General features: G+C 58.7%; 24 protein-coding genes. 16 read left to right on the top strand and 8 right to left on the bottom strand.

Annotation, left to right across the window (positions count from 1 at the left end):
• The first annotated feature begins 260 nt into the window (after nucleotides 1-260).
• From BLV09_RS07380 to BLV09_RS07365, 3 genes are all read left to right on the top strand, one after another.
• A complete protein-coding gene (locus BLV09_RS07380) occupies nucleotides 261-596 on the top strand; it encodes a hypothetical protein (protein ID WP_146686806.1) in 336 nt (111 codons plus the stop codon).
• A 971-nt stretch (nucleotides 597-1,567) separates the two neighbouring features.
• Nucleotides 1,568-1,897 carry a hypothetical protein gene (locus BLV09_RS07370; RefSeq protein ID WP_146686805.1) on the top strand — a complete coding sequence of 110 codons (330 nt, stop codon included), beginning with the start codon at nucleotides 1,568-1,570 and terminating at the stop codon, nucleotides 1,895-1,897.
• 337 nt (nucleotides 1,898-2,234) lie between these two features.
• A complete protein-coding gene (locus BLV09_RS07365; protein WP_146686804.1) occupies nucleotides 2,235-2,726 on the top strand; it encodes a hypothetical protein in 492 nt (163 codons plus the stop codon).
• Nucleotides 2,727-2,756: 30 nt separating this feature from the next.
• On the opposite strand, the gene BLV09_RS07360 is transcribed toward BLV09_RS07365, so the two are convergent.
• Complete coding sequence (locus BLV09_RS07360) at nucleotides 2,757-4,088, bottom strand: cyclic nucleotide-binding domain-containing protein (RefSeq protein WP_146686803.1); 1,332 nt, start codon at nucleotides 4,086-4,088, stop codon at nucleotides 2,757-2,759.
• Nucleotides 4,089-4,289: 201 nt separating this feature from the next.
• Here BLV09_RS07360 and BLV09_RS07355 point away from each other — a divergent pair, with 201 nt between their 5' ends.
• A complete protein-coding gene (locus tag BLV09_RS07355; RefSeq protein ID WP_146686802.1) occupies nucleotides 4,290-4,709 on the top strand; it encodes a hypothetical protein in 420 nt (139 codons plus the stop codon).
• 104 nt (nucleotides 4,710-4,813) lie between these two features.
• On the opposite strand, the gene BLV09_RS07350 is transcribed toward BLV09_RS07355, so the two are convergent.
• From BLV09_RS07350 to BLV09_RS07340, 3 genes are all read right to left on the bottom strand, one after another.
• A complete protein-coding gene (locus BLV09_RS07350) occupies nucleotides 4,814-5,527 on the bottom strand; it encodes a response regulator (protein WP_100381675.1) in 714 nt (237 codons plus the stop codon).
• Nucleotides 5,520-7,211, bottom strand: coding sequence for a DUF4118 domain-containing protein (locus BLV09_RS07345; RefSeq protein WP_146686801.1), 1,692 nt, complete (start codon nucleotides 7,209-7,211; stop codon nucleotides 5,520-5,522). The genes BLV09_RS07350 and BLV09_RS07345 overlap by 8 nt, the downstream gene beginning before the upstream one ends.
• A gap of 333 nt (nucleotides 7,212-7,544) precedes the next feature.
• A complete protein-coding gene (locus tag BLV09_RS07340) occupies nucleotides 7,545-8,159 on the bottom strand; it encodes a hypothetical protein (protein WP_146686800.1) in 615 nt (204 codons plus the stop codon).
• A 179-nt stretch (nucleotides 8,160-8,338) separates the two neighbouring features.
• Between BLV09_RS07340 and BLV09_RS37065 the strand changes: the two genes are divergently transcribed.
• The 11 genes from BLV09_RS37065 (at nucleotide 8,339) to BLV09_RS07295 (ending at nucleotide 19,237) form a co-directional block, all read left to right on the top strand.
• The gene (locus tag BLV09_RS37065) at nucleotides 8,339-8,482 is read left to right on the top strand and encodes a hypothetical protein (RefSeq protein ID WP_157809885.1); all 144 of its coding nucleotides are present in this window, start codon (nucleotides 8,339-8,341) and stop codon (nucleotides 8,480-8,482) included.
• 118 nt (nucleotides 8,483-8,600) lie between these two features.
• On the top strand, nucleotides 8,601-10,229 hold the full coding sequence (locus BLV09_RS07335) for an outer membrane beta-barrel protein (protein ID WP_100381678.1): 1,629 nt from the start codon (nucleotides 8,601-8,603) through the stop codon (nucleotides 10,227-10,229).
• 69 nt (nucleotides 10,230-10,298) lie between these two features.
• A complete protein-coding gene (locus BLV09_RS07330; RefSeq protein ID WP_146686799.1) occupies nucleotides 10,299-11,063 on the top strand; it encodes an outer membrane protein in 765 nt (254 codons plus the stop codon).
• A 63-nt stretch (nucleotides 11,064-11,126) separates the two neighbouring features.
• The gene (locus BLV09_RS37060; RefSeq protein ID WP_157809886.1) at nucleotides 11,127-11,303 is read left to right on the top strand and encodes a hypothetical protein; all 177 of its coding nucleotides are present in this window, start codon (nucleotides 11,127-11,129) and stop codon (nucleotides 11,301-11,303) included.
• 341 nt (nucleotides 11,304-11,644) lie between these two features.
• The gene (locus BLV09_RS07325) at nucleotides 11,645-12,874 is read left to right on the top strand and encodes an efflux RND transporter periplasmic adaptor subunit (RefSeq protein WP_146691013.1); all 1,230 of its coding nucleotides are present in this window, start codon (nucleotides 11,645-11,647) and stop codon (nucleotides 12,872-12,874) included.
• A 12-nt stretch (nucleotides 12,875-12,886) separates the two neighbouring features.
• Nucleotides 12,887-16,045: an efflux RND transporter permease subunit gene (locus BLV09_RS07320; RefSeq protein WP_146686798.1), complete on the top strand. Its 3,159-nt coding sequence runs from the start codon at nucleotides 12,887-12,889 to the stop codon at nucleotides 16,043-16,045.
• 11 nt (nucleotides 16,046-16,056) lie between these two features.
• Nucleotides 16,057-17,499, top strand: coding sequence for a TolC family outer membrane protein (locus BLV09_RS07315; protein ID WP_244548991.1), 1,443 nt, complete (start codon nucleotides 16,057-16,059; stop codon nucleotides 17,497-17,499).
• Between the two features lie 24 nt (nucleotides 17,500-17,523).
• Nucleotides 17,524-17,793: a hypothetical protein gene (locus BLV09_RS07310; protein ID WP_244548990.1), complete on the top strand. Its 270-nt coding sequence runs from the start codon at nucleotides 17,524-17,526 to the stop codon at nucleotides 17,791-17,793.
• An 8-nt stretch (nucleotides 17,794-17,801) separates the two neighbouring features.
• A complete protein-coding gene (locus tag BLV09_RS07305) occupies nucleotides 17,802-18,563 on the top strand; it encodes an enoyl-CoA hydratase-related protein (protein WP_146686797.1) in 762 nt (253 codons plus the stop codon).
• Nucleotides 18,560-18,796, top strand: coding sequence for a hypothetical protein (locus tag BLV09_RS07300; protein WP_100381683.1), 237 nt, complete (start codon nucleotides 18,560-18,562; stop codon nucleotides 18,794-18,796). The genes BLV09_RS07305 and BLV09_RS07300 overlap by 4 nt, the downstream gene beginning before the upstream one ends.
• 207 nt (nucleotides 18,797-19,003) lie before the next feature.
• Nucleotides 19,004-19,237: a hypothetical protein gene (locus tag BLV09_RS07295; RefSeq protein ID WP_100381684.1), complete on the top strand. Its 234-nt coding sequence runs from the start codon at nucleotides 19,004-19,006 to the stop codon at nucleotides 19,235-19,237.
• A gap of 126 nt (nucleotides 19,238-19,363) precedes the next feature.
• Here the strand turns inward: BLV09_RS07295 and BLV09_RS07290 are convergent, their stop codons facing one another.
• On the bottom strand, nucleotides 19,364-19,810 hold the full coding sequence (locus BLV09_RS07290; RefSeq protein ID WP_146686796.1) for an EF-hand domain-containing protein: 447 nt from the start codon (nucleotides 19,808-19,810) through the stop codon (nucleotides 19,364-19,366).
• A 452-nt stretch (nucleotides 19,811-20,262) separates the two neighbouring features.
• On the opposite strand from BLV09_RS07290, the gene BLV09_RS07285 reads away from it, so the two are divergent.
• Entirely contained in the window at nucleotides 20,263-20,556 is a 294-nt protein-coding gene (locus BLV09_RS07285) for a hypothetical protein (RefSeq protein ID WP_100381686.1), read from the top strand.
• Nucleotides 20,557-20,597: 41 nt separating this feature from the next.
• On the opposite strand, the gene BLV09_RS37055 is transcribed toward BLV09_RS07285, so the two are convergent.
• Genes BLV09_RS37055 through BLV09_RS07275 form a run of 3 tightly spaced genes read right to left on the bottom strand, consistent with a single transcriptional unit; the run spans nucleotide 20,598 to nucleotide 24,478 of the window.
• A complete protein-coding gene (locus tag BLV09_RS37055; protein WP_167558646.1) occupies nucleotides 20,598-20,774 on the bottom strand; it encodes a hypothetical protein in 177 nt (58 codons plus the stop codon).
• 12 nt (nucleotides 20,775-20,786) lie between these two features.
• Nucleotides 20,787-22,247: a SagB/ThcOx family dehydrogenase gene (locus tag BLV09_RS07280; protein ID WP_146686795.1), complete on the bottom strand. Its 1,461-nt coding sequence runs from the start codon at nucleotides 22,245-22,247 to the stop codon at nucleotides 20,787-20,789.
• 14 nt (nucleotides 22,248-22,261) lie between these two features.
• Nucleotides 22,262-24,478: a TOMM precursor leader peptide-binding protein gene (locus BLV09_RS07275; RefSeq protein ID WP_146686794.1), complete on the bottom strand. Its 2,217-nt coding sequence runs from the start codon at nucleotides 24,476-24,478 to the stop codon at nucleotides 22,262-22,264.
• Between the last annotated feature and the right edge of the window lie 264 nt (nucleotides 24,479-24,742).

The raw sequence follows: 24,742 nt of genomic DNA, 5'->3' as shown, positions 1-24,742 counted from the left end.
TCGAAGCCGGGCAGCTTGTCTCGGTCACCAAGGTGAAATGCGCTTCGCTTCTAGGGAGGCCGGGCCTCCCTACTCGTAGGACTGTTTGCATTCCTATGAACGACGTGACCAGGTGTAACTCAGATTTTTCAATGACTTAGCACTTGCAGCTCGTGTCAGCATCGCCACCAGAATGCAAATGGGAAAGATTTGGGTACTGCAGGTCGTTGGTTCGAATCCAGCTGCCCCGACCAATCTTTTCAATAGTTTAGCGCTCAGATTTGGCGTCAAATCTTGCCAGAAAATCGAATTGGGAAGACCATGGGAAGCTCAGGAAAAATATTTCTGGGGCAGGGCAGATGGCGGACGAACACTCTAGAGAAGCCTGGGCTCGAGCTACTGCGCATCACATCGTCGACGGCGCCTTAGCCGCCAGCGAACGGTCCGGCGGTAAGCTTCCATCACCGGACCAGATCGCGCTTTTGCGCGAGATCGCAAGGCGGGCGCTTTGGCATATTCCAAATTCACGCGACGAAGTACGCAAGCTCGTCAAATACCTCGATATCGAAAATCTGCGACAGCCGAATCCGTTCGATGATGATGCGCCCGGCGGTTAAAGCGCCGGTGCCGATGGTCTCTTGCCGACTCCAGGAAGGCCATCGGTGAGGGTTTGGGTTCGGGGCTGTCTGGTGAACCAAACCAGGCCGACGCATAGGGCGATTCCGGGCGTCGTACAGAGGCAATTGGCGACGACCTCATATCCAACATTAAGAATCCGTTAAATCACATCTGCGACAATTTGGAACATGAGAGTAGTTCTGACCATTGCGGTTGCTCTCCTCATACTCAATTTTGCGGATGAGCATTTTAACGACGCCCAATATACTCGGGCGGCTACGGCCATGCTTTCTCAAATTGCTAAATCGTTCGGCTAGGCAGCCTCTTTGCGGCGCGGGACCGTGGTCCACGCCGCCATACCGCCGCAACGCTCCCGCACTGGTGTGGAGTTAAGAAGCGCCATCAGACAATCGGCAGGCTTTAAGAGTTTTGCCAATGGGTCATTAATTCTGGCAGACTGCCGGGCTGGAATACGTGCCCAGTGCGTCGCATAATTGTGGAATGGCAAGCGACATATGGACGACCGAATTTTTTAGCTGTCCCAATTGCGGGCTGCCTTACGTCGCGATAAGGGAGCAGCATCCGTACAAGCATTCCGGCAGTTTCAGCTGCGAGGTTTGCGCGACCAAGGTCCACGCTTGGTCTGGCAATTATGATTTTTTCGACTGGAAAGTCGCTCAAGCGAACTCGCCCGTCTTTGGAAAAAGGTGGGGCTGACCGACCAGCATTCCAAGCCGGGCCGCCCGCGGTGAGCAGCCGCCACGTCGCTTGCAGGTGAGACGGCAATTCCTTGCAGGGAACGCGGCTCTATACTCGGTCCGGGCTCTCACACCCGCTGACATCATCAGCTGATTTGGGTTGAGAAGTCGATCTCCCTTTTCGGGGTGCATTCGTGCATTCCTTGTTGCCCTCAGCGTTTGGTTGAGGAACACTTCACAGCCTGATCGAGTCTCGGGCCGAAGGCATAAGAATGATCAGTTTGCGACTTGCACTTCCTGCGGTCCTCGTCGCTGCTGCCGTGGCAGGGTGCTTCACGTATTTCGTCGCATCACCACCGCCACCGCGAGTCGAGGCCAATCAGCTGATGTTACCGACCGTGCCCGATTTGACAGGTCGAGGCACGGGGACACTTACAAAGATCGATCAGCGCCTGGGCGCGGAAGAGCTGGCAGCTGCGGCCTTCCAACAAGCCGCCGACGCGATCCTAAAGCGGGCACCGGATGCGCTGGCGGACGCCGATGAGCGGCAAATCACTGGACATATCCCGTTACCAAAGAAGCGTCCGATCCCGCGCCCATGACTCAGGAACGGGTGCCGACGCGCTTCGTGGGAGCGTGCCGTGCCCACGGCTACGCCTAAATTCAAGAGCGAAAGGCGTCCAGAGCATGGGCTATGAGAATGCCGATGCTCAAAACAATGACAGCTCCCATTATGGTTGTAAGCATAGTGAATTCCTGCGCGGTCGCCCTGATGTAAGAACGGCGCGTACTGCACAGTCAAAATTGAATCGTAGAGCCGCAGAAGTTCCAGGCGCACTGATGATTTTCAGCAACAGGATTTTACGGCCGCACTGAATGCTCGCCTCCTCCCTTGCCACTGTGAGGCGGTTTTTGATAGCCACGATCCAGAGGGAAGCGATGAGCACCGCGGACACATCTACAAGAAACAGGCCCGTATTGATGAGTTTGTCAGATAAGCCGATCCTGACTGTTCTGCGAGCCACTGCAGTGATCTACGCGATCTACCTTCCTATCGCGCTTTGGCTTGGGCATACCTACGTCCCATTGCCGGCGCCTCCCGGAGCCTCGCCGCTGTACGGCATTTCCCACACGAAGGGTTATGCCTTCTCCAGCCCCTTGGCTTACTCGTTCCGCCCCTTCGCGGACGACAAGCTGGACGACCAGGGGTCGCCGGTAATGCTCTACGAGGACAACAAGCCGCTGGGGCCAGCTCACAGCGACGATCTGGACATCGAACGTATCGGCAAGGGCCGTTATTCGTACCGGAAGGGCGTGGGTCTCATTTTTTCCACCAGCGACAATTCAGATCCAGCCGCGAACGGACGGCACTATTGGGTTGATTGCCCAAACAAAAGCCCTTTGACGAGCGAGCTGCGATGCGATCCTTGAGACGTCAGTAAAAATAGATCGGATGCCGTCTTAGACGGGCGAGCTCGCAAGCGCGAAATAGAGGGCGAACAGAAATCCTGCCACCGTAGGCAGCACCACAGCCGATCCTCCCTGATGGATCGCTTCCGGAATCATGGCGTGGGCGACCAGGGCAAGGACCGCGCCGCCGGCGATGGCCTGACAGAAAATCGCCGTCAGGGATTCCGAGCTACCGATAAATGAATAACCCGCTGCGGCAGAAACGATGCCGGTGACGAGGACCATCGACCACAAGAGCAAGACGGTTCTTGGCCGGTAGCCCGCCTTTTGCAGGATGGAGGCACTTGCCGCGGCCTCGGGGATTCCTCCGATAAACATGCCAAGCATCAGGCTCAAGGAGAGATTCTGGAAGGCGCCGAATTTTGCGCCAATCACCAGGCAGCCGGGAATGGTATCAAGGATGTTGCCGAGCACGATCGCAAGGCCCGCGCCATGACTCGTCTCGACCAGCAGCTTTTCAGAATCGCTGCGGCTCATATGCTGGACGTTGCTGGTTGCGATTGCCGCCCATTTCGAGGGGTTAAGGCCGTTTGCGCTGAGATTGCTGATGGCGCGCTCGTGGCTGAGCCGCCTGACAACGTTGGCGAGTTCTTGATCTTGCTGCGTCAGCCGCTCGAATTCATTCTTGCCGATGCTGAGCAGTTCGCTCTCGGTGGCCGCCCTGATCGTGGCCGTTCTCGGATTGCCGGTAATCAGGGCCATCTCGCCGAATGTCTGGCCTTCCGAAAGCGTGGCGATCGGCTTTTGTACGGTATCGTCAAGGCTGGCAGCCTCGGGCACCACATCAACGCGTCCGCGCTTGACGATGTAGAGCGCGTCACCCTGATCGCCCGCCCGAAACAGGACTTCGCCCGGTTGAAGCTTGCGCGTGCGTATGCACGGCAGCAAAGCCTCGATTCGGTCGGGCGGCAAATGCCGCATGAGATCGGATCTGCAGAGCAGATTTATGAGTTCCTCGGACTCTTTCCTCTTGCAGCTCAGCGCGTATTCGCGAAACCGGGTCGGAAAGCGGATGGCTGCGCCGCGCTGCTCCAGGAACATCGTCCCGCAATAATAAATCGCGGCGCCCAGCCCGAAACCGCTGCCGACAAAGAGCCATGCGATACGGATGGCGAAACCCTGATGATGAAGTTGAAGGGCGCTCTCATAAGCGAGTTCGATCGCAAGCGCACTGATCAGCGATCCGGCGGCGAATGCCAGGATGGCGGCCAGGCCCGTCTTCGGAAGGCGGACGTAAAGGCCGAGCACGGCACCCAATAGGGAAGATGACGTCGTGACAAGGCCAACCAGCGAGACGGTGACTATTTCCAGGAGGCCTGTCATCGGCTGGCGCTAGTTCGTCAATCCGTGAGCTGCCACTGAATTTGAAGAGCTAGCCGGCGGATATCGGCGCATTGTTTTGTACGCCGTTGGCGGACAAGCGATTGAGGACATGCTTCTGTCGCCATTTCGGTCCCGGACCGCGCATGTAATGTTTTTCCGGGCGGTATTTCCTGATCCATCGAAACCAGAATGAAACGAGGAGTGGCCGCAGCGAGCCGAGAGCACCGCGAATCAACGCAGCCGAATCGGACGCGATCACCGGAAGCCGCGGCGTGTCATGCTCAGAAAATCGAATCATCTTCGCAACTCTTTCGCAATCTCGTGCCGCGAGCAGGTGTCGCAATATGCGTGGGGCTTGATAGGAAATCGAGGCGATCCGCTATTCGCTTTTATAAGAGCGGCATAAATATCCGGAGGAAGCTTCGCCGCAGAGAAGCGACCGACTGCACGGGCGGCGTTGAAAAGGGCTTGCCGAACCGCTCATTTCAAGAGCGGCCGATCCTTATCTCAAACGCGATCGCGCGTTTTCCAGACGAAAAAAATAAAAACCGCCACCAGCCCCACCACGATGAGCATCCAGTTCTGGCCCTCGAATCCCAAAAAATTGAATTTCTGAACTAGAAACTGCACAGCACGCGCCCCTTTCTTGTGCAAGGTACGCGTTTTGGCGAAAGAAATATATTATTTTTGTATCAACGATGGGCGGCAGCTTTGGATTTCCCCACTCATTCCACCGTTGAGGTCTCGAAGCGGTTCTGCAGGCGATAACCGACGCCGGATTCAGTGACGAGAAGGCGAGGGTGATTAGGATCGGTCTCTATTTTCTGCCGTAGTTTCCGAACGAGGATTCGCAGATACTGAATATTGTCTCGCTGGTTGCCGGTCCAGATTTCCTTGAGCAATTGATCGTGCGTGACCACGAGGCCGATGTGGATCGCGAGAACGTGGAGCAGGCGGTATTCCTTCCGGGTAAGCCTGATCGGATTCTTGTTGAGCGCAACGGAGCGGCTCACGAGATCGACCGACAAAGGACCTGCAACGACAACCGGATTCTCGGTCGCGGATTTGAAATATCGCCGTAACGCAGCCTCGCTGCGCGCGAGCAGTTCGGCCATGCCGAATGGCTTGACCACGTAATCATCGGCCCCCGACTGGAGCAGCCGAACCTTTTCATCCTCGCCTGATACGACCGACAGGATGATGATGGGAACATTTGACCAGGATCGGAGCCGGTCGAGGACTTCCGTGCCATGGAGGTCGGGCAACGCCAGGTCGAGAATGATGAGATCCGGGGTGCTGAATGTTGCCGTTTTCAGCGCTTCGGCGGCATTTTCGGCCTCGATCACCGAAAAACCATTGAGTTCGAATCCGGCGCGAAGAAATCGTCTTATTTTCGGCTCGTCGTCGATCAAGAGCACGACGTTGGCGGGTTTATTCATTTGCAAACGCCGCCAATTCGGAAGTTGTCATTTGCGATGCCGGAAAGGAAATCGAAACTGTTGTTCCCAGTCCTTGGCCTCTGCTGGCGATGACAATGGCCCCGCCATTTGCCTGGACAAAGGTCGATGCGATCCAGAAACCCAGACCGGAGCCGGAAATAGTGGCCTGATGTCGCTCGCTTCGGAACGATCGCCGGCCGAGATGTCGCTGCTCTTGCGGTGTAATGCCGACGCCTTGGTCGGAAATCGACAGAATGACATGTTCGTGCTCCGCCCGTACCCTGACTGAAATCGTCGACCCGGACGGCGAATATTTCGCTGCGTTTTCCAGAAGCTGCCCGCATGACTCCTCGATCAAGCCGGAGTCGACACGGAGCAGCGGAAGATCGTCGTCGAATTCAACTTCGATCCGGTGAGCCGCCAGTCGCCGCTTTCGTCGCCCGAGTGCCGCATTGACGATGTCTTTCGGATCGGCCCATTCCATGCGCGGGTTAACGCCGCCGGCGGTGACCCGCGTTGCATTCAGGAGGTTCTGGATGAAGCCGTCGAGCTGCGCGGCTTCGTCGGAGATGGCCTCCACCAGCGCGGAGCTTCGAGGGTCTTCCTGGATTCGGGGCATCGAATCCAGGACGCTCGCCGAACCCTGGATTGCCGCCAGGGGCGAGCACAGTTCATGCGAAAGCGTACCGTGGAAGGCATCCCTCAATAGCTGCGCCTGCAAATGTAGTCTGGCGTTGTCCATGGCCTTTCCAATATCCAGGCGTTGAAGCGTCAAGGACGATTCCTCGAGGATGACCTCGATGCGCCGTGCCCTGCTCTCGATCGTCTGAGGTGAACTGCGTCCGATATTGATCGCTATAACTCCGTGAACCCTGGTTTCGGACGATACAGCCCTCAGCAACCAAACATCCTGTGTGGGCTGATCGACGATCGTGCGGGCGATAACCCCGATTCCCGAGATCATCGAGGCCGCGCTCTCTTGAATGGCTTCCGGCGCCGATCTCGATTCAGGCGGTTCGAAGTGTCCGTCGGACATGGCGACGAAGAAGGCGGCCTGTTGGCCGAGCGCGCGGGAAAGGTAGTGCTGAATGGCGGAGATCAGGTCCGGCACGGTGAAGCAGGCGGCCAGCCGCCGGGAAAATTCATAAAGATAATGAATTTCCTTTTCGCGCTGACGAAGCGTTTCGGTCTCTCGTCGCAGGCGTGAAGCGAGATTGCTGCAGACCAGCGCCACGAACAAAAACAGCAGCAAATCGATGGCTTCTTGCGGGTTGTCGACCCGAAAGCTGTAGAGCGGGGTAAAAAAGAAGAAGTCCGCCGCGGCCATGGCCACAACCGATGCCAGGGTGGCGGGCCAGATGCCCCATCGGGTAGCGGCGATAATGACGGGTATCAGATACGCGATCGGAACCAGCGTCGCCGCGATGGCCTGATTGAGCACGAAGAGCACGGCGGTAACCACGCCGACACTGAGGACGGACATCAGCAGCGGGAAAACGTTCGCCTGCCAGAGACGATACGCAGGCAGCTCCGCGTCAAAATGCGAAGTTTCTTCTTGTCCGCCTCGAACCAATCGTACCCGCGCCGCTGCGAGCGATCGAACCAAAGATAAATGAAAAATCAAAGCATATGCTTTCGTAGAGAAAGACATCGAGTGATCATCACCCTGGCTCGTGATGGCCAAAGCGATCTCATGCCCCTGCAATGTTCAAACCACGACGCTCGACTAGCGCGTCAGGAATCAGCGGGCTAGCCGCAGCTCCTCTGCAAGTTTCTTGGCGTCTGTCGTTCTATCGTTGCCCCGATGTCGTCAACTACCCAGCAGCACGATCATTCTCCATATCGAAGTTGGAAATCCATGCTGTTGAGGCGATCTAAAAATATAAAAGTAATAGCCGTTCGGCGGATTTTCTCAAACCGTGCCCTCACGGCGAGTCTCCCGAACGCCTAGCGTCCTGCGGCCGCAATGCTGAGCTAGCTGGCGCGTGTCGTCACAGGCCGGCGATTCAAATCGGCTTCAGACCGAAGGCGATGTCACCAGATGACGCATCTTTCCATCCAGCGCCTCTCGAATCGAGTTGGCATAATTGAGAGCGAGCTTCTCGCCGGACAGTTCAGGATTCGAGGCGCGATACAGTTCAGTCTCGGCTGATTGACGGAGCGGTGGAGGAGAGAGCGTCGCGATAGCGGCGAGACTGATATATTTTGGCGGATATAGATAGAATTCCATCAGCGGCATATGCGGGCTGCGCGCATTGCGCTTGAGAATAGCCTGGGCCAGCGCGGCGGCCTCCGGATAGATCGCGCTCCATCCAGCGAAGCTGCTGGCCAATATCTCCAGCGATAATAGCGTGGTCGCGATACGCACGAACCCCTGGTTGGACTTCTTTGCGCTCCGCGTCGTCGATGCTTTCTTGAGGAGCTGACGAAATTCCGGATGTGCCTGGATCAGTGGACCGAGCCGGGACTTCCACAAGACATCCGGCAGGCAGCTGTAGCCGTGCACCTCATGATAACTTTCGATCAGGCTACGGCACTGGCCGGCAAGGTTCTGTGGCAGAAAATTAAGATCAAAATTATCGAGCCGGCTGGCATTGCCTGAATCGCCCGCAATCTCTGTCGCGACTTCCATGATCTCGCCTCGTGAAGAGCGGATACAGTTGATGCGTCGCAACTTAATGAGTCATGGCATATATCTTCGATGGATAATCGCGTCGATTTACATAGCAAAATAATATCCAACGGCTGATGAGAGTCGTCGATGCCTGAAAAATAGCGCGCTTGACGGCGGACCTATTGCGAAAATGACACATGCCTTACAAAACTATTGCGGTGCGTTTCGCATTTTTGCTGAAACGTCACGAACTTCGCAGGAAGTTTGAGCAACGCGATAGGCAGATGATGATTACGCGTGCAAAAGATATCAAAAATGAAATTCTGGATATTTTATTTTAACTAATCCGCGCGGGAAACCGTATCGCTTTTTCTCGGCCTCGCCACGAAAGATTGTTCCACGCTATCGAAATCACAAGAGCGTCGACAGACGTCTGTGACAACAGCTTGGGGCAAAACTATGAAGAAACTCCTTTTGGCGGGCGTGTCGTTGACAGCAATTGGTCTGATCAACGCAGCGAACGCCGCAGATACCCTTCCTCCGATGAAGGCGGGATCTGCCTGCGACCCCTACAAGAATTATTCTTGTCTCGACTCATATCTGGGCAGCGACTTCTTTACCCGTTTCGTCAACTACTACCGGCTCGAGTGGGGACATGAGGCTGCGCCGTCGGATCCAAAGGCGCCTCCGAGCCGCCGCGAGTATTGGCCGGCAACGCCGCAGACAACGCCGCCGATGCCGTTCACCGAGTGGCCCTACGGCGGAACGACCAGCCTAGGCGTGACGCGGCCGAGTTCTATCGATAGTCCTTTGATGGCCGCACTCGGGAATACGGCCTTCGGCCAGTCGCTGAACGACAATCACATTCAGATCTACGGCTGGATCAACGCCGGCGGCAACCTCAGCAACAATACCGTGCGCGGCGGTAACTCGCCGGCGGCGTATGACTACAACCCGAATACGGTGCAGCTCGATCAGGCGGTCGTCTATTTCGAGCGTCTTCCCGACACAGTTCAGAAAGATCACGTCGACTGGGGCTTTCGCGTCGCGCCGATCTTCGGCGAGAACTATCGCTACACGACTGCGTATGGATTGTTCAGCAGCCAACTGCTGAACCAGAACAACAACAACGGCTTCGATATACCGATGGCCTATGGCGAGGTGTTTATTCCGCAGCTTGCCGAAGGACTCATGATCCGGTTCGGGCGCTACATCTCGATTCCCGACATCGAGGCCCAGCTCGCGCCGAACAATTACATGTACACGCACTCGATGACCTACACGTTCGACAACTACACCAACACCGGCATCGAAGGCACCTTGGCGGCGAACAAGAACTGGATGTTCCAGTTGGGCGTTACGGTCGGAACCGAGGCGATGCCCTGGCATGTCGGTCAATCGATCGCGAACCCATTCCCGAATCCGCTCTTTCCGAACAGCACCATGCTGAAGGATCCGGGCGCGACCCCGAGTGTCACCGGCGGCGTCCGCTGGACCAGCGATAGCGGCAACGACGACATCAACATCGTCGCCAACGGCATCAATGGCGGGCAGTGGGGCTACAACAACCTGCAATGGTATGGTCTGACCTACTATCACAAGTTCAACGACCAGTGGCACATCTCGTTCGAAACCTACAACGAGCATCAGAATGGCGTGCTCAACGCGAATAACCCTGCTGCGCTAGCTGCGTTTGCCGCAGGAGGCACGCCGTTCTCGCCTCAATATATGCCCTTCAACTCGCCATTCCTCGCACAGTGCAGCACGACGACGGAGTTCTCCTGCACGGCATCGGTGCAGACCGCTCTGATGTATCTGAACTACAAGCCGGAACCACTCGATAACATTTCGTATCGCCTGGAATGGTTTGACGACGAGCAGGGACAGCGTACCGGCGTCAAGACTCAGTACATCGAGACTGGCATCGGTTGGCAGCACTGGTTCTCGCCGCAGATCGAGATCCGGCCAGAGGTGTCCTTCTACAAATCGCTGAACGCGAACGCGTTCAACGGCAACTCGAACCTGGGCATTGCACCGAACAAGAGCACGGCCCTCATCGGTTCGGCAGACATCATCATTCACTTCTGATGCTTGGGAAGCGGCCGCGGCGATCTGGATCGCCGGCCGCAGCATCATAAAATTCGACAGGGGATTACAATGAAGCGAATTCTTCTCACCTCCGTTTCGCTCGGAGTCCTGGGCCTGACGGGTCCCGCTCTCGCGGCTGATCTGCCGGTCTATACCAAGGCTCCAGCGTACGCGGCACCCGCCTATGATTGGTCCGGCTTCTATGTCGGTGTGTTCGGCGGCGGCGGCTGGGGCAACCATAATGTCAGTAATGCGTCGGGTCCCGCTTCGACCTTCGCGAACTTCACCTCGAATTACAGCTCACAAGGCGGCATGGCCGGCGGCGAGGCGGGCTTCAACTGGCAAAGCGGCAACTACGTCCTCGGTATCGAGGCCGACGGGTTCTGGTCCGGAATCAACGGCAGCGATGCGGCTGCGGTCAATGTGGGTACCTTTCCGATCACCTCGGTTGATCAGGATAACCTCCGTTGGGGTGGCACGCTACGTGCGCGAGGCGGTATCGCCGTCGATCGCCTGTTGCTGTTCTTCACCGGCGGCTGGGCCTATGGCGATCTGGTACACACCAACACCGATCCTGTACTCGGAGCGGATCAGTTCACGGTGCACGGCAACGGCCTGACCGCCGGCGGCGGTATCGCTTACGCGCTGACCAACAATCTGATCGGTAAGGTGGAGTACCGCTACTACAATTTCAACGCCTACAGCCGGCCCGGTCTGCCGACGTTCACGGCGAACGGCCAGTTGCCCTACACCGTCAACAGCACCTACTCGGTCGTGACGGTAGGCCTGGATTACAAATTTGGAGGACCTGGACCTGTGGTCGCGAAGTACTGACGCCTCGCCATAGCTGATTGCTGCCTCGTTCAGTTTCGAAAATCGCTCGCCAGGAGAAGCACTGTGTTCAATTCAACTTTGGTGCGGAGAATCGGCATCGTGTTCGCTGTCGCGTCGCTGTGCGCTGCGGTTGCGGGATGCGCCGCCGACCTGGGAAACACGAAGTCCGAAAAAGCAGAGGGCGGCAATCAGCTTCGTTATTACGGAGGACCGAAATATCCGATGTGGTCGAGCCAGTAAATGCGTGCGGCTTCTGAGGAATGAGATGACGTTTATGAATACGACGGGTGTGCGGATCGGGTTCGTTGCCCTGGCTGCGATGAGTCTGACTGCCGGCTTCAGCGGCAATGCTGTCGCAAAGCATGGCAGGAGATCCCGGCATGTTCACAGCGTCTCATCTCACAGTAGGCCGTGTGCACAACCCGTATGGCAACAGCCGGTTCGGCTCGGACCGATGCGGTACTACGGCGGCCCAAAATCGCCGATGTGGCGCGGACCGGTCGAGAACTAGCATCCTGGGAAGTTGAGTATGTCTCAGCGGGACGAGCGGGGGCGCGCGAGCCAATGTGCAGATCGTTGCTATGAAAACCGGTGTGAACTCAAACTGGCGACGGCTTGGGATCGTAGTCGCGTTGACGGCTGTCGCCGGTCTCGGCGTCCTCGGCGTCGGCAGAATGTTTGTTCAGCGCGCCAAATCGACCGAAACGTCGCACGCGACCAAGACCGACCCCTCGCGTTATGTGCCAAGCGCTGCGGAGTGGGCCGGCTTGTCCGTCGAACCGGTAGCGGAACGGATTTTTCGCGCGGAGCGCGTCACCGAAGGCAAGATCGCCGTCAACGAGGACAGCTCGACGCCGGTCTTTTCGCCTTATGCCGGTCGCGTCATAAAACTTCTGGCGAGGCCAAGTGACGTCGTCGAACGCGGCCAGCCGCTATTCGTCGTCGAAGCAACCGACACGGTACAGGGATTAAATGATTTCGTCGCAGCGCTCAGCGCGGTGAATAAGGCACGCTCGACCCTCAATCTGGCGCAGATCGTCGAGAAGCGCGCGAACGACCTCTACGCGGGTAAAGCGGTGCCGCTGAAGGACTGGCAGCAGTCCCAAGCCGATTTGACGACCGCGCAGAATGACATGCGCGCCGCGGAGACCGCGCTGGAGGCGGCGCATAACCGCTTACGGATTCTTGGCCGCTCGGATGAGCAGATCTCCGCTTTTGAGCAGACGAGGCAGATGAGTGCCGATACCCCGATCTTCTCTCCGATCGGCGGCACGGTCATTCAACGCAAGGTCGGCCCGGGACAATTTATCGGCAGCGGCGCGACCGATCCGGTATTTGTGATCGGCGATCTCTCGACGGTCTGGCTGACGGCTTTCGTGCGGGAGAGCGAGGCGGAAGGCGTCGCGGTCGGGCAGCAGATGGCATTCGCGCTTCTGGCGTTACCCGGCCGCGAGTTCAACGCGCGCATTGATTACGTTTCGGCCGCCATTGACCCCGTGACCCGCCGGCTTCTGGTCCGCGCAACCATCGATAACAAGGATGGTCTGCTCCGGCCTGAAATGTTCGCCAACGTGACGATCTACTCCGGCGGCGATCATCCCTCGGTTGGGGTGCCGAAGCAGGCGCTCATCTATGAAGGCGAGCATGTGCGCCTGTGGGTCGTGCGTGACGATAAATCGATCGAACTTCGTGAGATCGAGACCGGCTTGACGAATGGTGATCTCGTTGAGGTTCGAACCAATCTGAAAGCCGGGGAGAAGATCGTAACCAGAGGCAGCCTGTTCATCGATCGCGCAGCGTCCAGCAGCTGATGTGATCATCAAATGGACCGTCTCGTCGCCTTCGCTGTCAACCGCCGATTTCTCATGGTCGGCCTGTTCACCGCCGTCATTATCGGCGGGCTGGTTGCGTTTCAGCAGCTCAACATCGAGGCGTATCCCGATCCAACACCGCCGATGGTCGACATCGTCACCCAGAGCGCCGGGCTTTCGGCTGAGGAAATCGAGCGCTACATCACGATCCCGCTGGAGACGCAGGTCGCGGGTATCAAGAATCTCAAGGTCATCCGGACGATTTCGCTGTACGGCCTTTCCGACGTCAAACTGCAATTTTCCTTCGATTACACCTATGATCAGGCGTTGCAGCAGGTGCTCAACCGGCTTTCGCAACTGGCGCCGCTGTTAAACAACGCCCAGCCGCAAATTTCGCCGCTCAGCCCGATTGGCGAAATCTACCGCTACCGGCTGGTCGGGCCGCCCAATTACTCCGTTCTGGACCTCAAGACGTTGCAGGACTGGGTGTTGCAACGCCGCTTCCGGGTCGTGCCGGGGGTCATCGATGTCACAGGCTGGGGCGGCAAGACGAAGACCTATGAACTACAGGTCGACTTCAACAAGCTGGTGGCGAACGGGTTGACGTTGTCTCAGTTGTTGCAGGCCGTGAGCAATGCCAACGTCAATGTCGGCGGCAATACCGTCAATATCGGCACGCAATCCGCCGTTGTGCGTGGCGTCGGGTTGATTCGATCGCTCGATAGTCTTGCCAACACAATGGTCTCGTCGAGCAACGGAACGCCGGTCCTGGTCAGGGATGTCGCAACCGTCAGTGTTGGGGAAGAGCCCAGGCTGGGAATTGCCGGCGAAAACCAGGACGACGATATCGTCCAGGGCATCGTCCTGATGCGGCGTGGCGAGCAAAGCTCGCCGACGATCGCCAGGGTCGAAGAGCTCGTCGAATCGATCAACAATTCCACCATCCTTCCGCCGGGCGTGCGCATCGAGCGCATTTACGACCGAAAGGATCTGATCGAAACCACGACGAGGACGGTGCTGGAAAACATGGTGGTCGGCATCGGCCTGATCGTGCTGCTGCAATGGATATTTCTCGGAGATCTTCGCAGCGCGTTCATCGTCGGCGCGACAATCCCGTTCGCATTGTTTTTTGCGGTCAGTATTCTCGTGCTTCGCGGCGAGTCCGCCAATCTGCTCTCGGTCGGTGCGATCGATTTCGGGTTGATCGTGGATGCCACCGTTATCATGGTGGAGGCGATCTTTCGACGTCTGTCGCATACCAACCAACTTTCAGCGCCCGAGCAGGCCGCGATCTCGGCGAAGACCGCGATGGACATGAAACATCATGCCATTCTCAGTTCTGCCGGTGACGTATCGCGATCGATCTTCTTTGCCGCCGCGATCATCATCGCAGCATTCCTGCCGCTCTTCACCTTAAGCGGTGTCGAAGGCAATATTTTCAGTCCGATGGCCCGGACCTATGCCTACGCGTTGGCCGGCGGCCTGCTGGCCACATTCACGATCACGCCTGCGCTGAGCGCGATCATCTTGCCGGTGCATGTCGAAGAAACCGAAACCTTCATCATGCGGGTCCTGCATCGCCTCTATATGCCGGTGCTGGCGCGCTCGCTCGCCAATCGCCGCGTCGTCCTGGTGGGCGCCGCGGTTCTGATTGTGGTGACCGCCATCATCGTGCGTTTGCTGGGGCTGGAATTCCTGCCGAAACTGGAAGAGGGCAATCTCTGGATCAGGGCGACGTTGCCGCCGACGATCTCGCTTCAGGAAGGCAACGGTTATGTCAACGAGATGCGCAAGCTGATCGCCAGCCGGCCGGAGGTCGAATCGGTCGTTTCGCAGCACGGCCGGCCGGACGACGGAACCGACGCCGCCGGCTTCTTCAACGCGGAGTTTTTCGCGCCACTGAAGCCCGCGAAGCAGTGGCCGGACCGGGAAGACAAAGACGAATTGACCGCCAAACTGCTGGCTCAGCTCCAGGAAAAATTTCCGGGCGTCGAGTTCAATTTCTCTCAGTACCTTCAGGACAACGTTTCGGAAGCGGTTTCCGGCGTGAAGGGAGAAAATTCCATCAAGCTGTACGGCAACGATCTGCAGGCTCTCACTGACACCGCCAACAAGATCAAGGCCGTGCTGGCGACCGTGCAGGGAATTACCGATCTCGCGGTTTTCACCTCGCTCGGTCAGCCCACGATCCAGATCGACATCGACCGCGCACGAGCGGCCCGCTACGGCCTTTCCCCGGGCGATATCAACACCACGATCCGTACGGCGATCGGAGGCGATAGCGCCGGCGATCTCTATGAGCCCGGCAGTGACCGGCACTTCCCGATCATCGTTCGCCTTGCCCCGCAATACCGGCGAAGCGCGGAAGCGATCCAGAATCTTCGCATTGGCGCGCAAGGCCCGAACGGCATCACCCAGGTTCCGTTGAGCGAAGTCGCCTCGATCAAACTGGTTTCGGGCGCGGCCTATATCTACCGCGAACAGCAGGAACGCTATCTTCCGATTAAATTCTCGGTTCGAGAGCGCGACCTTGGCGGCGCTATCCAGGAAGCGCAGGAGAAGGTTGCCGCCCAGGTCCAATTGCCTCCGGGCTCGCACATTGAATGGGTCGGCGAGTTCGGCAACCTGCAGGATGCCATCAAGCGGTTGTCGATTGTGGTGCCGATCAGCCTGGCGCTGATCGCGATGCTGATCTGGTTCAATTTTGGATCCGTTATCGATACCGTTTTGACCATGAGCGTGATCCCGATGGCGGTATTCGGCGGCATCGTCGGATTGCTGCTGACCGGGATCCCCTTCAGCGTCTCTGCGGCAATCGGGTTCATCGCGCTGTTCGGCATTTCGGTGATGGACGGCATCATCATCCTCTCGCAGTACAACCAGCTCATCGACGATGGCATGGAGCGCGGTCAGGCGATCCTGCGGACCGGAGAGCTCCAACTCCGGCCGGTGCTGATGACCTGCGTGGTCGCGGGTATCGGGCTTCTGCCGGCGGCGCTGTCATCTGGAATAGGATCGCAGGTGCAGAAGCCATTGGCTGTTGTCGTGGTGTCCGGCATGACGCTCGCGCCCCTTGTCATCCTCGTCACATTGCCGGCGCTGATTTCGATGTTCTCGCGGCGCAGCCGGGCCGGTCTGGTGCCGGAAGGCCACCCTGCGCCGGCGGAATGATGGGCCGGGTCATGGTCGAGCTAAGCGCGAATAAAGCAACTTCCAAACGCACGCTGCGGTTTCGCAGCATGGGAATCTGGCTGGCATGGCCGATCCTGTGCATAGTTGCGACGGTGAACCCGGCGGCCGTTGCTCGATCGGCCGCCGAAACCCTGCCGGAAGCGCTGGTAAAGGCCTATCAATCGAATCCCCAGCTCAATGCAGATCGGGCGCGGCAACGCGCGACCGATGAAAATGTGCCGCAGGCTTTGGCTGGCTATCGGCCGCAGGTCGCGTTGAGCTTGAGCGCGGGACTGCAGGCGGTTCGCGACCTTTTGCCTGACAATACGGTGCAGGGCGCAACGCTGCGACCGTGGACGATTGGTGTAACCGTCACGCAGGTCTTGTTCAACGGCTTCAAGACCGCGAGCAGCGTTCGCGTTGCGGAATTGCAGGTCCAGTCGGGAAGGGAGGCTCTGCGCAATGTCGGCCAAGGCGTCCTGCTCAATGCCGTGACGGCTTACATGGACGTGCTCGCCAATCAGGCGCTGGTGGAAGCACAGCGCACCAACGTGGCGGTATTGCGTGAAATTCAGAACACCACGCAAAAGCGTCTGGACTCCGGCGATGTCACGCCTACCGACACGGCCCAAGCCGACGCGCGCCTGAGCCGCGGATTGGCGGATCTCAACGCCGCCGAAGTCGCATTGGCCATCAGCAAGGCAACCTACACAGAAGTCATTGGCGAAGCGCCGTCGCAATTGGCGCCGGCGGCGACCGTTGACCGATTGTCGCCAAATACGCTCGCCGCGGTAACGGAAACCGCCACCCACGAACATCCGGCGGTTCTGGCGGCCGGTTACGATGTCGACGTCGCTCAAACCACGATCAAGGTCGCTGAAAGCAGCCTGCTGCCGACCGTGGCGGTCCAGGCGAGCGCCAGCCGCCAGGCTCAGTCGGATCCGACGCTCAGCACATCCAATACCGATCAGGCTTCGATCCTCGGCCAGATCAACGTGCCGATCTACGACGGAGGCACCGCGGCGTCTCAAACCCGCCAGGCGAAGGAACTGGCGTCGCAGAGCCACATGGTGCTCGAGCAGGTTCGAAATCAATCACGAACGGCTGTCATCAGCGCATGGATATCCAATGAAGGAACCAAGGTCGCGCTGACCGCGGCCGAGTCCGAGGTGCGCGCGGCCGAGATCGCGCTGCAAGGAGTCAGGCGAGAGGCGCAGAGCGGACAACGCACCACGATTGACGTTCTCAACGCCCAACAGGATTTGACGAATGCGCGCACGCGGCTGATCCAGGGCCAGCACGACCGTGTGATCGCATCCTACACGCTGCTGAGCGCGGTAGGACGGCTCGACGTGCATACGCTTGATCTCAACACGCCGGATTATCTGCCGGAAGTTCATTACCATCAGGTGCGTGACGCCTGGCACGGCGTACGTACGCCTTCCGGTCAATAGATCATCAGAGAAGAGGAGAGGCGCATGACCGGCGGCACGAAAGCGATCAAGACTCTCATCATCGTTGCGGCGGCCATCTCATGCCTTGCTGTCCCGGCGTATTCCCAAGGCTTCAGCAAAATGCGTGGTGCGTCAGGTCCCCCGGTCGAAACGCATCCGAAGGTGGATGAAAACGCCTACAAGGCTGCGCTCGATCGAATACCGACGCCCAGCCAAAAATACGACCCGTGGGGCACCGCGCGTTCGTCCGAGGCCGGGAAGACCGGTAAAGAATCAGGCCAGGGACGGCCTTGAGGTATGTCATGACCGAGCACATCATCGTTGCCGACGAAGACTCCACGCGCACGATCACAATGCGGCGCCCGGAAAAGAAGAACACGCTGACGCAAGACATGTACCTTGCCATGAGCGATGCGATCGACACCGCGCAATCCAATCCCGCGATTCGCTGTCTCATCCTGACGGGCCGTTCGGGGGTATTCACGGCCGGCAACGATATCGCCGATTTTCTTCAGGCCGCGACGGCAGAACCGGATGCGGCCCGGCCGAGAAATTCCGTCATCTTCCTGCAATCGCTCGTGAACAATACCAAGCCGATCATAGCCGCGGTCGACGGCATCGCGATCGGAATCGGCACCACCATGGTGTTTCATTGCGACTACGTCATCGCCAGCACGACGACGACGTTTTCATCGCCCTTTATTCAATATGGCCTTGTCCCGGAAGGCGCTTCCAGCCTTCTGCTGCCGCGGATGGTGGGGCACCAGCGCGCGTTCTCCATGCTGGTGATGGGCCAGGCCATGAGCGCGGAGGATGCGCTGGAGGCTGGCTTCGTCAACACCGTCGTTCCGCCCGGCCATGCCGTCATCGAGGCCCGCAAGGTGGCGCGAGATATCTGCGCGCTGCCAGCGGACGCGGTCGCCATCTCTCGGAAGCTATTGAAGCTGCCGACCGAGGATCTGGTTCGCCGGATTGGCCAGGAAGACTGTTTTTTCGGTGAGCGGATGCGTTCGCCCGAGGCGGTCGCCGCATTTCAGAACTTCTTTTTGCGGAAGAAGAAATGATCGCGTTGGCCATCAAAAATGAAACCTGGTTCGTCTCTTACAAAACCAGAGCTGGGACCCATCATGGGCGAATGACTCGTACCTTCCAATCCGAGGATGATGCAAAACAGTTCGCCATGCGGATGCTGCTGGAAGACAAATATCCAATCGCGGGCACGCTGAACCCCTATCTGCCCAAACAAGTGGTGGCTTCGTCCGGGGTCGCGACCTGGGCTGCTGCGTCGCCGAAGTAGCGTCGAGTACGGCCGCTTGCGTTGCCGCACTTTTAACCAATGGATTTCCTGGCTTATCTTTTAGGCGCTGGACGATTAATTCTTGCACCTCGCCGAAGTTGGTATCAGCATCGAGGGCAGGGACAACAAGACGCCGAACAGAGTCGTCGATAGGGAAACGCCAAGGCCTGTTCCGTTTGGGTTGTCTCGAACCAAATGGAGGGTGCAATGTATAAACGCCTTGCTTCCATCACGGGGACATTCGCTTTGCTTGCCGCATCTGTGCTGGCAACCGGCCGCGCCGAGGCCGGCGCATCGGCCAGCGCGCCTTCGAAATACTCTCACACCAATCAAGTCTCGACCGTGCATCAGGCGCGGGTCGATCGACAGGCGCGAAAACACGAAGGCCCGATTACGGAATTCTCCTCGTCGTCTGCGAGAAATTCTGGGCAGAAAAAATAGGACACGCCGGTGAAGAATAGCCGGCACGCTCAATAGGACGGCTGGAGTGTTCAACCGTCTTTTTGCCATGCCTCGCCTCCGCGTGGCGTGGGTAGACTTGCGCGAGCGCCCCGGGGTGTTTTTATTTCAATGCCATCGATCTCGCGGGCGTTCTTTCGGCGCATTCGGGTTCTCGACCGGTTTCATTTCGTCGGGAGTGACGCGGCAGTCGCCGTTTCTGTCGAACCGCATGATGAATTCACTGGGCTTGCTGACCAACTCGTTACGCGTGATCTTGCCATCCTGATTTTCGTCAAAATAATCGAAATCCGCATCCGCCAATGTCGCGTCGGTTCGGCGCACGATCGCAAATTCGGACGCGTCGAGATGTCCATCGTGGTTGCGGTCGGCCATTGTGAACAATCGGTCGAGATAGTTCTTCCACTCATCGCAGGTGTAGACACCATCGTGATTGGCGTCCCAGACATCCGGTCCGCTCTTGACCGGAGCAGGCTGGGCAAGAGCGAGCGGGACGCTGGCGAGAGACAACCCGACAATGACGGCAATCCGGCAAATAACGGCTATATTCGACAAATCGTTCTCCGAGGTCCTGCCGATTGCCGCCGCCAACGCGCAGGCCGGCGAGACAGGGCAGGTGGGCGCTTAAGAGGTTGTTTTGAGGGGATACTCAAGCAGTTCGCGGCCATCATGTGCCCACGCGCCATAAAAAATCGAGGTCAATCGAGGGCCCGTCTCATAGCCAAAGCATAGCCAGCGAGGGATCGCACAACGCTTGCCAGACAGTGTTCGCCACGGCGCTCGACACGCCGGCGAGGTCGACGAGCATGGTTTCGGCCCGCCCTTTACGCCGGGATTCCCGCTCAGATGTGCTGATTTGAGCACTTTTCGTCAGAAAACCGTCGGTATGAGCCGCTTTTTGTTGCCCTCATCGGCGGGTTGAGAAACACTGGCGGGAAAGTTGCCCTGAGTTTTGACTCCGGACGGAACGGACACGATGATGGTCCGCCGAATCATGAGGACGAGCGATGCAAATTAGATTTTTGACTGCTGCGGCAGTCCTGCTGGCGGTCTCAGCTCCGTCATTCGCAGCCGACATGCATGTACGGCATCATCACCGACACGCGCACGACGCGAATGAGATCTACCTGCACAATTACGGCCCGCCTGATTTTTATCCCGGCACCAATGTTCCGCCCGATCGCGTGGTTTATCCGGTGAACGGCAGGCCCTACGGGATTTATGACGGCTTCGGTCGATATTGCGAACAGTCCTCGGCGAATTACCGGGGGCAGGACGGTCTGCGCCATCCCTGCAACTAGGCGACAGCCATTCGCCGGCAGGAGATGATTGAGAGCAGGGTCTATCGGGCCGGCTCGATAACGTTGCAATTGGTGCGGCCCGACATCAGGCAATCCTGCATCTTGCTGGCTGCGGTCAACTCGTGAGCCAGCCACAGTCCCGTCACCAGCAACACGACCGCGATGGCAAGGCCGGCTATCGCCGGGCGTCGGCTTCCGCCTTGGTCGGGGTCATCCATCGTACACCGTCTTTACGTTTGTTCTTGTGCGCCGCGACCGATCGCGAACTGGCCGACCGGGCCCTCGATGTGGAAATCGATTCCGGTCATCCTCGCGAACAGGTCGATATTATTGGTCCCGATGGCGCATCCACCCAGGCCCATGTCGGTCGCCATCATGTAGAACGTCTGGATCAATACGCCCACATCTTTCAGGATCAACGAATAGGCGAGTGAGCTGTATTTCCAGGAAATCCGATCGAAGCGCGCGGCGATCGTGACCAGGATCTGTGGCGCGCCGGGAGCATCCATAGCGAATTCGGCCGAATTCAGCATCGCATCGAAGTCTTGTGGGCGCACCTCGATCGGCACCAGCGCGTGCCGGTCGGCGTCGTAATGATAGAAGCCGCGGCCAAGTCCTTCACAATTGGCGGCGGCGAGATAGAGCTCGAGCTCATAACTGCTGCCGCCCGACGGATAGGGCCTGGTCGTATAGGCGATCACAGGGCCGTCGCCGCCAAGATCGAGCGGGCTTTCCCATTTCGACAGAACCCGTGCGGTATTATCGAGAAACTGCGCGAGTTCGGCGAGCGTGATCGGGTGCTGGTCGTCGAAGTCCCGCGTCGAATGCCGTTCACGCAACAGTTTTGCGACCGGCGACATTGTTTCCGAGGGCGTAGCGAACTTGCCCAGGTCGATCTTTTTTCCGGGCCACCGCGGCCGCACCGCCGGCGGCGGCGGCATGACACCGGCGCAGGGGTAAAGGCCGCCCAGCGGGTTGGCCTGCCGGCCCTCGGTGCTGCGTGCGTGGAATAGGAGATCGTGAAAATCCCAGAGAACGAGGTTGTCGTCGCCTTCGTTTGCGCGAAGGCCATCGCTGTCGGCCTCGATTTTGAAAAGGATCTGGCAGTCCATCAGCAATGCAAGAAGCTCCAGCCCGGGAAAGCTGTCCTGCCGGCGGAGCTTGCTGATTTTTTGCGGCGTCGCCAGCAACGTAAGGGCGGACGCGACCTTCGGGTCGCAAATCCTGAATAGCGCCCCGGCGCGCGGCGATTCCAGAATCATCTCGTTGCCGCGGCGGCGCAAATACGCGAACCGTGACAGAACGACCACGTCGGCGTCAGCGAGCTTTGACGTCTGCGGCCAGTAGTCGGGAATTTGCGGCTCGATGACAACCTGGTCGTTACGCTCACCCGAGCGCGCCAGGCGGTACTCCAGCAGACCGCGCCGGGCCAGTCGCCGAACCAGCAGATCGATTTCCTTGTCCGACACGCTGCCGTTGGAGGCGAAGGAGGTGAACGGCAGGCCGGTGCGCAGGGCTTGCGCACGATCGATCAAGCCGGGGTTGAATTTTCCCAACCCGGTCGAGTACCCGTCGAAGCAGGCCGCGATGCTGCCGTCGGCCTGCGCTTCGAGCGTGACGTGGCTGCTCAGTCGGGCGGAAATGGTCGGTGCCGCGATCTGCCGCCCTTTGATTTTTCCGGGAGAGCGCAAGCCGGCCAAATCCTTTAGCTATGAGGAAGGAACGGTGTCAGCTCGTTTTCCGGTATCGGCTGATCGCGCAATCCAAGCTTGACCGGAACGTCGTAAAGCCGGCCTGGTCCGAAGCGGCGATAGAAATGCCGCAGTCCGGGAACGATGACCCTGACGACCGGGACTTCGACGTCAGGCCGTGTCTGATTGAGGACGAGGAAATCGAGGCCGGCACGATCAGCGATATCGACGCAGGCAAGCACCTGATCGCGCGTATTGAGGAGAGGTTCCGAGCTCGCGCCCATCGGGATCGTCGGTTTGCTGCTTGGCGTCAGGAATGGATAGTTCGGCAGGTGCAACGGCGTCGTGCCATCAAGGCTCGGCTTCTCGCCGCTTCCGCCGCCCATCAAACCAATCGACAGGAACTGATTCAGTTCCGTCAACGTGCGCAGCATCGCGATGCGCTTATCAAAATGCGCGCCAGAACCGAACTCGATATTTTCCTGACCGTTTTGCATCCAGTGCAGGATCGCCACATATGTCGGAACGCCGAGATCGCTGGTGACGTCGAGCACCCAGAGCTTGCGCCCGGTGTCGGCAAGCTGGGCCTTGAGATCGCTGACATAGGAGTCGTTGAACTGGTCGAGATCGACCTCCGCCCGTTGCGATCGGTTGTACCACCAGATTGCATAGGCATCGCGCTCGACCAGTTCGAGGAACCCCTGAACGATGGCCTCCTCAAGCGTGTTGCCGGCGGCGCAGCCGTTGGAATCCGCCTGGAACGAAGCCGGGCCACTGTAGAAGAAATACAACAGGCTGGTCGGCAGGTATTTGAAGCGTCCGTCGCGCAATGACCAGACCGGTGACCACTCGACCTCGGCCGACGGATCGAATGCGGCAGGGACCGTCTGTTCAGCCCCGTCTGACCGTGCCTGATCTTCCCGGGACTGCGCGTCGCTGAACAGCAGGACGTCGTTGGGAAGAATGGCGTCGCCCGGCGCAAAATCCGTGAACCGGCGCGTCACCCTGATCTCGTCGCCCTGGAAAATCCCCGAATAACGCTCGATCGCTTCCATCAGCGCGCTGGCTTCAGCCTGCTCGGCGGTGCTGCCCTTGCCGAAACTGCCGCCGCTCAATCCATCGCGGAGCTGGTTGATGTTCTGGGCCGGCGCGGAGAAATTATGCTGCGCAAAGAAATTGGTGTTCATCGGCAAATCGGCTTCGATCCGCTCGAGCCGCGTCAGCACGCCGGTGAGGGGGCTCACATGCTTTCGGAAGCGCGCCACTGTCGAGCGCGACGATACGGTGCGATAGCCGCCGCTCGTCATTACCAGCTTGGCGCCACCGCTGAGCTCGATCGGTTCCGGCGCGCGGCGCGGGTCGATGAGCTTCTTGCTGCCGCAGGTCGGACATTGCGGGCGTGCCGCCACATAATGCTTGGCGATGGTTGAGCCCAAGAGATCGTGGCTGACAATGTGATCGTTCAACTCGGTGCGAAAGCCCGTCGCAATCGCTTTGGCAACTTCGAGCGCGGCAAATTGAATGGCGCCTTGTCCGAGCGTGTTGCGCGTCAGCGGTGAAACGGAGACCGGATGCGCTGGTCCGCGATCGAGGAAGCCTTTGACCTCGCGATTCCGGATCATACGATCGAACAGGCAAGTCCAGCAGGCAGTCTTGCCGGGGGTGAACACAGGCCCCACCAGTGGAAAGGCACCCGAAGGTTGCACGAGCAACCACGGCGAGCGGTCCGACACGCGCTGTTGGTTCAACTCAGCCAGTCGTCGTTCGAGATAGTCGTTTACCAGCGTGACCGTCAGGTCAGGGGATCGTTTCACGACCTGGACGCCGAGATCGCTTAAGGCGGTACTGAGTTCGGCCGCACCCTTCACGTCGATCGCCTCGACGCGCACACGGCAATTGCCAAGATTTTGCTCCGCCACGCCGGGCGGCAGGCCGAGGCTGGCCCAATAGCCGTCCACAACGGCTGGTAGAGACGGCGAAGCCGGCACGATATAGCCGCGCTCCATCAGCCGCTTGAGAGCTTCTTCGATTTTATCGGGCGGAAAATTCTTCGACAACTCCTGAGCGAGCTGGGCAAAACTCTTTCCGCCTTTCCCGATCGCTGTCGCGAGCGCGCAGTAAAGTTCGCCGTGAAGGAAGAACTTCCGGTCCTCGGAATAGAGGCACACCGCATCGGGCGGCAACGCATAGACCGTGAAGTTCGGCGCGAACTGCGGAACGTCCTGGACCACGCGCCGCGCGGTAGCCGACCTGCGTTTCGTGGCGCTGGCGCGCTTGGCTTGCCCGCCGCTCCGTTTCGCGGATTTCGGGCGTGTCTTTTGAACGACGGTTTTTTTGCGTCCGGCCTGGACGCGAGATTTTTTTGACAAGGTGGAGACCTATTTGGCCGTCATGCGCAGTTCTGCCGTCGTGCACCGGCGATGCCGCACTGCAAACAAAACATGGTTTGGCCGGGTCGACGTTGTCGGACCCGGCCATATCGATTTGCGTATGTC

Source organism: Bradyrhizobium canariense (genome assembly GCF_900105125.1).
Classification (GTDB): Bacteria; Pseudomonadota; Alphaproteobacteria; order Rhizobiales; family Xanthobacteraceae; genus Bradyrhizobium; species Bradyrhizobium canariense_A.
The sequence above is the reverse complement of the archived record's forward strand: the minus strand, read 5'-3'. Positions and strand labels throughout refer to the sequence as shown.